Origin of the sequence: Novosphingobium humi, assembly GCF_028607105.1 — a bacterium.
In the GTDB taxonomy this organism is placed as follows: Bacteria; Pseudomonadota; Alphaproteobacteria; order Sphingomonadales; family Sphingomonadaceae; genus Novosphingobium; species Novosphingobium humi.
The window spans coordinates 1,411,802-1,424,203 of record NZ_CP117417.1 but is presented as its reverse complement, the minus strand read 5'-3'; the positions used below and the strand labels follow the sequence as shown (position 1 = coordinate 1,424,203).

Annotated in this window: 4 protein-coding genes; all 4 read right to left on the bottom strand. The window is 61.5% G+C overall.

Going from position 1 to position 12,402, the window contains the following annotated elements; translation table 11 throughout:
• Positions 1-12: 12 nt before the first annotated feature.
• Positions 13-672, bottom strand: coding sequence for a response regulator transcription factor (locus PQ457_RS06460; RefSeq protein WP_273619265.1), 660 nt, complete (start codon positions 670-672; stop codon positions 13-15).
• Positions 665-2,536, bottom strand: coding sequence for a PAS domain S-box protein (locus tag PQ457_RS06455; protein ID WP_273618908.1), 1,872 nt, complete (start codon positions 2,534-2,536; stop codon positions 665-667). Before PQ457_RS06455 ends, PQ457_RS06460 begins: the two co-directional genes overlap by 8 nt.
• A 239-nt stretch (positions 2,537-2,775) precedes the next feature.
• Entirely contained in the window at positions 2,776-11,037 is an 8,262-nt protein-coding gene (locus PQ457_RS06450; protein WP_273618907.1) for a GH36-type glycosyl hydrolase domain-containing protein, read from the bottom strand.
• Between the two features lie 98 nt (positions 11,038-11,135).
• Complete coding sequence (locus PQ457_RS06445) at positions 11,136-12,143, bottom strand: universal stress protein (RefSeq protein WP_273618906.1); 1,008 nt, start codon at positions 12,141-12,143, stop codon at positions 11,136-11,138.
• Positions 12,144-12,402: the final 259 nt, after the last annotated feature.

Genomic DNA, 12,402 nt, shown 5'->3' with positions numbered 1-12,402 from the left:
GCACAGCATGTGTCAGCCTGTTCGAGACCGGATGCGATGGGTCCGCTTCCATTCCCTCTCCCGCCCCAGTCCGGCCGCGAACGCGATGCGCAACGCATCGGCAAAATTGGTGACGGCCAGCTTTTCCATGATATTGGCGCGATAGACCTCGACGGTTCGCGAACTGATGCCAAGATCATAGGCGATCGTCTTGTTGGGATACCCGCAGGCCAGACCATCAAGCACCTCGCGCTCACGCTCGGTCAGCTTTGCGGTTTGCCCCCTTGCCCATTGCGCGCGTTCAAGCAACGCGTTGCGATCGTCAATTTGCCGAAACCCCAGTTCGATCGACTGAATGAGCCGCTCACGGTCAAAAGGCTTCTCCAGAAAATCAATGGCTCCCCCCCGCATCGCCTGAACCGCCAGCGTGATATCCCCATGGCCGGTCAGAACGATGACCGGAAAATTGAGCCCCCGATCTTCCATCCGCTCCTGAACCGCCAACCCGTCAAGGCCCGGCATCCGGATATCCATCAATACACAGGCCGCGACCGAATTGTCCGCGCAATCGAGAAACTTCGTTCCATCCGTCCACCGTTCGACACGATAACCTGAAGTGCGCAAAAGGAAATCCAGAGAGCGACGCACAGATTCCTCATCATCGACAATATGAACCAACCCCTGTTTATGCATCGCCTGTCTCCGCGATCGGTAAAGTGAAGTGAAAAGCGGCCCCTCCCCCGTCGACCTTTTCATACCAAAGGCGCCCGCCATGGGCCTCGATGATGGTGCGGCTGATGGCCAGCCCGATGCCCATTCCGGTCGCCTTGCTGGTGACGAACGGCTCGAACAGTTCGGCCTCCAATTGAGGGGCGATGCCCGGCCCGTTATCCATCATCGAAAGATGGAGCATATTGCCCATGACTTCTCCGCCGATGACAATGACGCCTGTGTCATCCAGAGCATCGAGAGCATTGCGAAGGAGATTGAGCAGCACCTGCTGGATCTGCACCCTGTCGACCAGCACACAGGGCAAGGAATCCGGCACATTCAACACACAGACAACACCGCGGGCCTTGCTGCCCACCGCCCCCAGGGCGTTGGCCTGGGCCACCAGATCACAGGGCCGCACGATCACGCGCTCGAGATCGCCGCGCGCAACAAATTCACGCAGCCTGCGGACGATGGCCCCTGCCCGCAATGCCTCTCGGGCGGCCTCCTCCATCGCGCCGCGTACCGTCGCGACGGCCTCGTCCTCATAGGGAGCAAGCAAAATGGCGGATGACTGAACATAATTCGCGATCGCGGTCAGAGGCTGATTGAGCTCATGCGCCAACGCCGTCGCCATGGTGCCTATCGCGGAAACCCGCGAAATATGGATCAGTTCGGACTGGAGTTCCTGAAACTTCGCCTCTGCCTCGCGCCGCTTGGTCAGATCGCGGAGAAAACCTGTAAAAACACGGCTGTCCCGGGAAATGGCTTCGCCGATATAGAGTTCGTGCGGAAAGAGCGTGCCGTCCTTTCGCCTTCCGTTCACGCAGCGCATGTTGCCGATGATATGGCGATGGCCCGTGGCAAGGTAGCGTTTCAGATATTCATCGTGATGCTGCGCATCGGGCTCGTCCATCAGCATGGCAACGTTTTTCCCGATCACCTCGTCGGGGCTGTAACCAAACAACTGCTGCGCCGCCGCACTGAACGACTGAACAATTCCGTTCTCATTGATCGTCACCATCGCGTCGGGAACCGTATCGAGGATCGCGCGAAGCTGCGCTTCGCTGGCCTCAATCCGCCGCAACTGGGAATATTCCTCGGTAATATCCCGAACCACAGTGCTGTATCCGACGAGCAATCCGTCGCCGTCTTCAATTCTGCTGATATTCACTTCGCCAAAGAACGAGGTTCCATCCTTCCTCTTTCTCCAACTCCGTTCCACGACAGGCCCGGAAACCAGAGCCGTCTGCAGCCAGGATCGGACCTGTTCCTCATCACTTGCACGATTTTCGAAGAAAAAACTGATGGACTTGCCCAGCGCTTCGGCTTCGCTCCAACCATAGAGCCGCTCGGCGCCCTTGTTCCAGAGCACCACTTGCCCGTCCGGATCAAACATCGAGATCGCATATTGCCTGGCGCTGTCGATCAACAGGTTCAGTTCGGTCCGCAGTGTCACGGCCTCCTGACGCATGCGGACAAGATCATTGACGACACGGGTAAACAGGATGGCACCGGCGATTTCTCCCGCCGGTCCATGCCAGGGCACCATATCCCATTCGACCCAGTCGACCGAACCGTCCAGCCGATGAAACGCCTCGGCATCGCAGGACAGACTTTCCCCTGCCAGCACGCGGCGATGGATATCCCGTATGCGTCCGTCGATCTCCGGAAAGATCTCGTAATGGGATTTGCCGATAATGCATTGATCCTGAATACCGTAATCCAGCATCCAGCGGCGGCTACAGGCCAGATAACGCATTTCGCTGTCAAATATCGCCACCGCGATGGGCAGATGATTCAAGAAGAGATTCTCGATGTCGCTGCTTTGCAGAACTTTCAACATCCCGCCCCCCATATTCCCGCCAAACGGCATGCCATGCATTCCCGACCGTGCGAGATCCCACCTCCCTGTCGGCGCTGAATCCATATCGTCGGCCCCCGCAGGCGGGACGCGATCCAGTCAGGCCAATGGTATTTTCGTAAAACCACCGGCCCATCTATGCGTGAATATACCTATCCAATCCGCACCATCGACCAAGGGATCGAGGCTGCGGGAGGCCCGACCCAAGTGCGCTATGGTGTTTATCCGGAAGCTGCGATGACAAGCGTAACCTTGCGGATCAAACCCTGCCCCGGAAACGGAATGGTCGAAGCGGCATGATTTTCACCATCGACGGTCAGACCGGCGACCTCGCCCCGCAACACCGTCACTTCAATGACGCCCTCGCCGCGAAGCCTTGCGGAAAAACCCGGCCAATCGGGCGGAAGGCAGGGAGCCAGCTTCAACCGACCACCTTCGAGCCCCAGCCCAAGGATATGTTCAGCGGCCAACCGCCATGTCCATGCAGCAGCGCCTGTGTACCAGCTCCAACCGCCCCGCCCCGGATTTTCCTCGCCGCCGCCTATGTCGCCTGCCACAACATAGGGCTCGATCGCATATTTCTGCGCAGAATGACGCGCGCAACTGTGGTTGATGGGATTGATCCGGTCAAATACCGCTTTGGCCCGAGCCCCGTCCCCCACCATCGCGGCGGCAATACCCAGCCATGCGGCTGCGTGGCTGTATTGCCCGCCGTTTTCGCGGATCCCTGGGGGATAGGCCTTGATATAGCCCGGATCGCGCGCGGTTGTCTGAAAAGGAGGATAGAGCAGACGGACAATGTCGTCCTCCGGGCGCACCAGATCGTGAAATGCGCTCTCAAGAGCAAGTTTTGCCCGGTCCGGATCACCTCCGCCCGCCATAACCGCCCAGGACTGGGCAAGGGAATCGATACGGCATTCTTCGCTGGACCGGCCCCCCCAGCTTCGCCCCTGATCGTCAATGGCCCGGATATACCATTGGCCGTCCCAACCGTCCCGCTCGATGGCTGCCGTCAAGGCCTCGGCGCGCGCAAGCCACGTAACGGCAAAGTCTTTGTGATCGCCCTCGCATCCAAGGCGCGCAAAATCGCGGATCGTGGCCGCCATAAACCAGCCGAGCCAGACGCTTTCGCCCCTGCCCCCGCTGCCCACTCTGTTCATCCCGTCATTCCAGTCGCCATCGCCGATCAACGGCAGCCCGTGGTCACCCAGACGCCAGGCCCGCTCAAAGGCGCGCAGACAATGCTCATGGACAGTCGCTTTTTCCCCAACAGGAAATTGCGCGAAACGATCATGTTCGTCCGCGCCCAGTTCGGGTGCGTCAAGGAAGGGCACCTCTTCAGCCAGCAGCGCAACATCGCCGGTGGAATGAACATATCGGGCAACCGCATAGGGAAGCCAAAGCAGATCGTCGGAACAGCGCGTGCGCACGCCCCTCCCCCCCGGCGGATGCCACCAATGCAGAACATCGCCCTGCGCAAACTGGTGGGCGGCGGCACGCAGGATCTGTCGGCGCGCCAGCCCCGGATCGGACCATAGCAGCCCAAGCACATCCTGAAGCTGATCCCGAAATCCGAAAGCGCCCGAGGCCTGATAATAACCCGCGCGGCCCCAAAGGCGCGAGGACAGCGTCTGGTAGGGCAACCAGCGGTTGACCATGAGATCAAACGCGGGATCGGGGGTGGAGGCTTCAACAGCGCAATGCGCAGCCCAGGTTTGGGCCAGACGGTCAACTCCGGCATCGATCTGCGGCGCAGACTGCCACCGTCCGATGATGTCGGCAACCTGCTCTTCGCTGTCGGCTTCTCCCAGCAGGAAAACGATCTCGCATTGCCCATGCGCAGGCACATTCAGATGAAGCTGGAGCGCGGCGATGGCGTCGGCTCCGGCATTTTCCGGATGGTTGCCCAGATCCCAGTTCATAAGGCCCAGCGGGCATTGCCAATCTGCCGGAACCCCAAGAAAGGCGCGGCGCGAGGTCGTCAGGCTGTGGGGAGGAGCGCCGGCGGCAAGAAAAGCGATTTGGCCGGAAAAGTCGCTTTGCCAATGATTGGTGGCAAGGATGGCGCGCAGTTCCGGACGATAGGTACATTTGCGCAACATCGCCGGTTCCCCCGCCACAGCGCCCAGCATCCAGTCGGCAAAACATGTTGCCGTGATACGGCGGGCCGTGCCCGAGCAGTCAGTCAGTTTCAGACGGAAAATCTTGACCGGATCTTCAGGAGCGACAAAGCAGCACAATGTCTGATCCAGCCCCCTGTCCCGCCGGTGCCAACGGCTTTGGCCGAGACCGTGCTCCACCAGACACCTCCCGTCTCGCCCGGCAGGCAGCGGCGTTACCGACCATATCTGCCCCGTTTCCTCATCTCTCAGATAGAGAGCTTCCCCCTGTCTGTCGGCAAGAGGATCATTATGCCATTGGGTCAGCCGGTTTTCCCCGCTGTTGCCGGCAAAGGTAAAGCCGGGCCCGGCCTCGGTGACGATGCTGCCGAAGCCGGGATTGGCAAGGACGTTGGCCCATGGCGCCGGTGTGGTCTGCATGGGGCCCAGCGCGATCCGGTAATCTCCGCAAGGCGTAAAGCCGCCCAGACCGTTGGCAAATTCGAGTTCGCCGGTTTCTGCGGGCGCCAATGGTTCGAAATCCGCCTTTCTTCCCGTCGGCACGAATGAAGGACCGACTTCGTCTTGCGATGGATGTCGGCCGACCTGGGCGGCCCACGCCCCCCCGTCTCCCTGAATCGCCGCACCGGCCGCATCGCGCAGCACCCGCAGGCGCCTCTCCTCGATATATTCGCGGGCAAGGATATGGATGCCGGAGCGTGTGCCGATCAGATCGTCGCTGCCGGCCTGCCGCACGACCTCAAGGATGCGGTCACGCAAAGGCTCAAAGTAGCCTGAAATGCCGGGATGCAGAAGTGCAAGATCGATCTCAAATCCGCGCCAACGCCAAAACCGTTGAGCCGCCAGTATGAAACGCAGCTCCTCGGCGGCGAATTCCTCGTCCAGTTCGACCAGCAGCAGCGGGTTGTCGCCCGATATGCCCAGCGCCCAGAGATCGTCCCTTTGCCCGCTTTCTCCGGATGCGGCTCTTGGCATTGGCGGCCCCGCCAGGGCGGCGAACAGTGCTTGAACCTCGACCAGACGGCCGGGCCGCAGGCCCAGCGCATGCAGATCCCTTGTGGACCGGGCGGCGGCGTCCTGTTCCGCCCAATCCAAAGCGCCGAGCGAGCCGTAGCGGCGCGACAGATCCAGCGCTTCTTCGCGTGAAGAGGCAACCGTTGTCACTATCGCCAATTGTGCCTCGCCATGGGGCGGCAATTCCATGTCGATGTCAAACACCGCAGCCGGATCAAGCGGGTATTTCCCGCGCGGGCCCGCCCCTTCCGAGCAGCGGGGAAAATCCCGGGAATTGGCCAGGCGGGGCCGCGACTTTGGGCGTGAGACCTCCCAGCCCCGCAACCGAACGCCTTCATCGGACATGACAAGGCGCTGTACCAGCACCGGAGCCGCGGCTCCGGGAGCACGGGCCCGCAGGGCAAAAAGCAGCGCGTGCAGTTCATCATGCGTTTCCGCCTCGACGAACAGGCGCGCAAAAGCGGGATGGCGCAACCATTCGGCGGCCGGCGCAAGAGCGATTTCGGCATGACTGACAAGCTCAATCCGCCGCGTCCGCCCCGTGGTGTTGACCAATCGCAGGCGACGTATCTCGACATCCTCCGAAGGCGCCACCAGCACATCGAGAACAGCAGCTATGCCCTCCGCCTCTTTTCTGAATTCAACCTTGTGGGCATGATAAATGGTATGATCGGCCCCGCGCCCCAAAGGCATCCTTGTAGGCGACCAGGCCACGGCGCTGTCATGGTCTCGACAATAGAAGAAATGTCCGATGTCCTGATCGATGGCGGCCGGACGGGTCAGCGCCAGCCCCTTCCAACGCAGATCGCCGCTGCCGTCCCCGCCAAGCCGCAGGGAAAGTCGGCCGTTGCCAAGCAAATGACAGGCCTGTTCGGGATGGCCCCTTGCCTCCCAAGGCTCTGGCCGCGCCATTTCGGAACCGGCCGAGGGTGTCTTGACCATACGGTCCAACCGCTCGATTTCCGGCGGCAGTTCCCATGGGATGCGTTCGTTCAACAAGAGATCCACAGTCTGAACCCTCGGATCGCCATGAAAGAGCGAAACGAAGATGTTGTCGCACAGCGCATTGCCGATTGCCGCGATGATCATTCCCTGATGGTGGGCCATGAAGGATTGCACGGCGAGGGGTTTGCCTCCTTCGCCACATCGCGCGGCGGTGTAATCCAGCGCCTCGAAGAAACCGAAAGGGCCAACCGCACCGCAGGCCTTCAACCTTTTCAGATTGGCCGCTGCCCCTTGAGGATCGGCCGCCAGCGCCAGAGCCGTGGCATAGGGTGAAATCACGAGGTCTTCGTTCAACCCCCGGCGCAGGCCCAGTTCCGGCACGCCGAAGGCGCGATACCGCAGGATGCCGTCCGATCCGGCCGAGGCGAAACCCGATTCCGAAATACCCCATGGCACATCCCGTCGGGCCGCATATTTCTGCTGGCTTGCAACGGCGCTGCGTTCGCTTTCGCCCAGCAGGGTTTCCGGGTCGCTGCGCAGGAAAAGGGCCGGCATCAGATATTCAAACATCGAGCCGTTCCAGGAAACCAAAGCCAATGCGCCCGGATGCTTCACAATCGGCCTGCCGAGATGGAACCAGTGCTCTGGCGGAACATCCTGCTTGGCGATGGCAAAATAGCTTGCCAACCGCGCCTCGCTGGCCAGAAGATCGTAGTAATGCGGGTCGATGCGCTGCGCGCTGAGGTCGTAGCCGATATGAAAAAGCTTGCGGCGCGGGTCATAGAGAGGAGCAAACTCCATCTCCTGAGCCAGTGCGGCAGCCTTGGCCGCGCTGGCCTTCAATGCCCGTTCAAGCCTGCGCCAGCGAGCAAGGGCCCGCCGCGTGACATGGCCCAGCCTGGCCATCCAGACCCGCACCTCTTCGGAATAAGGCACAGCCGCAAAGGCGCGTTCCACCGCCTTGGCCGCTCTGGCCAGATGCGCGCAATCGCTGATCGGGGCATAGGGGGACAGGCATTGGGCCATCCGCTCTGCGAACCCCTTTGCCTCGGGCGGCGCAAGGGTCTGGACGCCCAGCCACGGCAGGTAGTCCTCCAGATCGCGCTGACAGGCGATCAGATGATGTTCGCTGCGCTCGATCCAAATGCGCAACTGCCGCAGCCTATCGCCCGAATGAACAGCCAGCTCCCCGGTCGAACGGACAAGATCGGCGCGCAGACGCGCAATTTCCTCAAGCCCACGAGCCGCGATCCAGGGCCAGCGGTCCGGTTCGCTTCGCGCAAGCCGTATCTCTGCCGTGAACGAGGTCAACGCGCTGCAATCATGGCTGCCTAGCTCGAGCAATTCGCCCAGCAACGCCAGACAATCCTCCAGCCCCTCCCATCGCGCCGCCGAGAACACCGGCCGGTCCGCTGCCAGCCGGCATCCCTGAGCCAGCACGATCATGCTGACCGCCAGATTGCCGCTGTCAACCGTCGACACATAGCGAGGCTCGAGCGGGGCCAGCGACAGGGTGTCGTACCAGTTCAGAAAATGGCCGTGCCACCGCTCCAGCCGGAGCAGCGAGGAAAACATGGCTTCGGATCGGGTATGCAGTTCCTGCGCGCTGATATGCCCCAGCCGCCAGGCGCAGACCATGGACAGCGCCATCATTCCGATGTTGGTGGGCGAGGTGCGATGGGCGGTTGCCTCGACGGGTTCCATCTGATGATTGTCGGGAGGCAGCCAATTGTCTTCCGGGCGCACGAATGTTTCGAAAAACAACCAGCTGCGTCTTGCCGTGCGGCGCAGAAAAATCCTCGCCGCGTCATCAAGCTGCGAGACCGGACGCGGTCGCGGCGCGCCGGTGGCAACAGCGATTTCCGGCGCAATCAACCACAGGCACAAAAGCGGAGCGGCCGCGCCGAAACCATGGCCGTCAAAGGCAAAAAAGGCCACAAGAAGGCCCAGCGCAAATACGCTCGAAGCCGAGCTTATCCGCCATTGCGCTGCCCGATGGGTGGATTTGACCAATTTGCGTTCGACATCGGCGGCGCTGGTCCATTCCAGCATATGCCTGCGGCGGCCGATGCGCCACAACGTAACGGCCATGGCATGCATCGCGGTTGCGGCATCGGATGGCAGAAAGGCTATCTGCAGCAGCCAGCGCCCCAGATGTTCGCCCGTCCGATGAAAGGTGCTGCTGATCACACCGCGCCGGCGCCCCCGCGCGAGCCCTGTAACCAGATCAGTGAACAGCCAGGCGCCCGGCACCAAAAGCGCCAGTATGGTCCAGCACAAAGGGCTGCCGGGCAGCAGGAACCATCCGCTCACCATCAGCAGCAGCACGCTGGCCGGAACCAGACTGCGGCGCATATTATCCCAGATCCGCAGACGATCGAACAGCGTCAGCCGGTTTTTGAGGCGTCGGCCTCCCGGCCCCGGCACCCACGGAAAAAGCCAGGGCAGCAACTGCCAGTCACCGCGCACCCAGCGGTGCCAGCGGCGCACATATTCGCCGTAACTCGAGGGGAAGCTTTCATAAACGATGATGTCGCTGGCAAGCCCGGACCGACCATGCAGCCCTTCCCATAAATCGTGGCTCAACAGGTAGTTTTCAGGAATGCGGCCCTCCAGGCTGCGGGTAAAACCGGCAATGTCGTATATGCCTTTGCCCACAAAATTACCGGTGCCGACAAGATCCTGATAAACATCGCTCACCGCACGGGAATAGATATCAATGGCGGTATCCCCGCCAAACAATCTGGCGAACAGGCTGTCCGCGCCGTGCGGGGCGATTTCCACGCGGGGCTGCAGAATGGTGTAGCCTGAAACCACCCGGCCCGATGCGGCGAAAATCGGGCGGTTCAAAGGATGGGCCAAAGTTCCGGCCATCCGGGCAACAGTGCCGGGAGGCAGGCGGGTATCCGCATCGGCCGTCACCACAAAACGTGCGCCGGACAGCCGCTCAAGCGGGCCTGCGGTCAAAGAGAACGCCCGGCTGTCTCCGGTCTGCAAATAGCGGTTGAATTCCTCCAGCTTGCCCCGTTTACGCTCCCACGCCATCCAGCAGCCTTGCGCGGCGTTATATTGGCGGCTTCGGTGCAGGAGACAAAATCCCGGCCCGCCTTCTTGTGCGGCATATTTGCGGTTCAGCCTGTCGATGCCCTGCCTGAGCGCTGCCTCGACAGCGTCATCCTCCGGCTTGCGCTCGCTTGCCGCATCGGATGGGTCGGAGAGCAAAACAAAGCCTCGCGCTTCGGGATTGGCCAGACTGTGCGCCTCGAGCCGAGCCAGCAGACCGCCGATCTGCGCCGGTTCCCCCACGATGACCGGCATGACCACGAGCGTCGGCCAGGCCGGTGCAATGCCTTGAGAAAAATCAAGCTTGGGCAGCCTCTTGGGCGCGACCAGATTGGTTACCAGCCAATTGATCAGCGTCACGCTCAGCACCGTTGCCGGCAGCACCGAAAATGCCAGCCCTGCCGCCCATTGCAGTTCGGATGCGCGATTGACGGCAAGAAAGAGCGACGGGAGCGCGAGACCGGCAAGCCCGCATAAAAGCAATGCGGCGAAATAGGCCGAGCCGGGATGTCCGGCAAGAAGCGCCAGCAAGCGTCTGCCCGGCGTCTGCCTTGCGCCGAGTTCCTTGGCAAATTGCTGCCTGCCCGCTCCGACCAGCCAATAGCCGACATGGGAAGCGGGCAGCTCCCCGCTCGCGCCAGAGCGCAGAACCGCGTTTTCGGCGACCGTTACCTCATTGTTGCCGCTTTGCTCCGCGATCCGCTCGATCGCGCGCCGATAGGTATCGCGGGTCTCGAAATCCATCGCCGCATAGGCATTTGCCGCATCACGGGCCAGCACGCGTTCGACATGGCTGGCCGCATCGAACACATCGGACCAGGAAATATTGGAAATAATGCCCAGATTGGCGATCGAGCGAGCAATGCATTCGACCGGCTCGTAAAAGCCCAGATACTTCCGACAGGTCGCGCTTACGCTGATCGGCGCGGGCACAGCGGGAAAGGCTCGCGCAAAACCTGCAATCAGCAGTTCGAGACAAGCAATGCGCAAGGCGGCAGGCAAAGCCCATATTTCCGCGATATCAAGCGGATCATTCCGCTGATAGCCTTCAAGATAGGCCAGAACGCTCTCGCGCCCGATCTGGAAATGCGTGGCATACAGCAGATCGTGCGCGACGATGAGAACACGCGGCTCGCCTTGCTCCGGACCGGCGGCGATCATCTTGAGTTTGCGATAGAATCCGGCAGGCATGTCCTGCTCGATCTGCAAAACCGCCCGTTGAACCTGATAGCCATTGTCCAGAAGCCATTCGGCCGCCGATGATACCGCCGGTTCGGCCACCGCCGCGGCGGCCATGGCCTCTTTCAACCAGTCTCCGATGCGCTCAATTCGTGCCCACAACTCGATCGATTTGGGCGGCCCGCAACGTCGGGCCAAAGCATGCGTCTTGCCCGTTTCCCAGGCATGACAGGCGACAGGGTCCTCGATGGCCGAAAGCATCAGGCAAGATGACGGATGACAGGGCTTCGCAAACCCGGAGAACCGGCATGTTGCTGCGCGTGACTGCGCGCGCCGCTCAACCTTGGCGGACGGACCAGCATGACCGGGCAGGCAAGATGATCGAGCAGATAACTGGCCGTGCCGCCGATCGACAGATCGCTGCAATGCCTGCCGCCCTGCCCCTTGGCCGAAATGACGACCAGATCCGGCTCCTGTTCGCTCAGGACCTTGAGCAAGGTGCTGCGCGTATCCCCCTTTTTGCACAGAACCCTGGCCACAAGCCCCTGATCAATCAGCCTGCGCCGGGTGGTCTCCATGAATCCGCAGGCGGCCTTCTCATTGCGCTCCTCGAGACGTTTGCGCAGTTCAAGATCGCCGGTAGCCAGCGGACCGAATTCGGTCAGCGCCGCATCGGGAACAACATGGACAAGCAGCAGTTCCGCCTGCGATTTTCGGGCCAGCCGGACGGCTTCGGCAAGCGCCGCTTCGGCATAATTCGAGCCGTCGATGGGAACGGCGATGCGCCGCATCATCACTTCGCGCGATGTGTAACCGGAAGGGACAAGCAGCACCGAACCGAGTTGGGTGCCGGCGATCAGTTTCGCCGCCTGACCGGCCGCATCGCAATATTCATCGGCATGAGGAGAGCCGATCACCGTCAAGGCGCCCGCTTCGCAAGCGCGGCTGCCCAGCGCGCTCAGCCAGTCCCCTTCGCTCAGTTCGAGCGATACCGCACCGGGAAGCTGGGGCAGCATATCACGCCACCGGGCAAGATCCTTGCGGGCCTCCTGCCGACGGATGCTCCAGGCAAGAGGATCGGGAATGGCCGACAGGTCGACCGGTTCCGGCATCGCGTGAAACAGGATCAGAGGCCGCATGCAGGAACGGGCAAAATCCGCAGCGGCAAGCACCACATCGCGCGAACGGCGCGAACCATCGACAAATGCGATCACCGGACTTTCCGGCGGTGTCGGCAAGACAAAACCCTGATTGGACTGGAGCGCCATGACAAACGGCCTTTGACTGAAAGAATGGAGAAAGGGGCTGGAATGTCGCCTCCCCGCTCCTGCGGCTGATGGCCGGAAAGTCGGTAAATGCGGGAGCCTGTGTTATCCGCAATGTTACGGGTCTTGGCGCAAGGCGCACATTTTGCCGCACATTGGGCATAAGGCCGGCAGCGGGCCGATCGCTGCAAGAGCGCCGAATGGCAGTATGGGCGCGGTGGCGGGCGGCAAAGCCTGTCATCGAGGTTTTTCCGCCCACCCG

Excerpts from the sequence above, each read along its gene's own strand:
- PQ457_RS06460 (WP_273619265.1), bottom strand. The coding sequence starts at position 672 with ATGCATAAACAGGGGTTGGTTCATATTGTCGATGATGAGGAATCTGTG.
- PQ457_RS06455 (WP_273618908.1), bottom strand. The coding sequence starts at position 2,536 with ATGTTGAAAGTTCTGCAAAGCAGCGACATCGAGAATCTCTTCTTGAAT.
- PQ457_RS06445 (WP_273618906.1), bottom strand. The coding sequence starts at position 12,143 with ATGGCGCTCCAGTCCAATCAGGGTTTTGTCTTGCCGACACCGCCGGAA.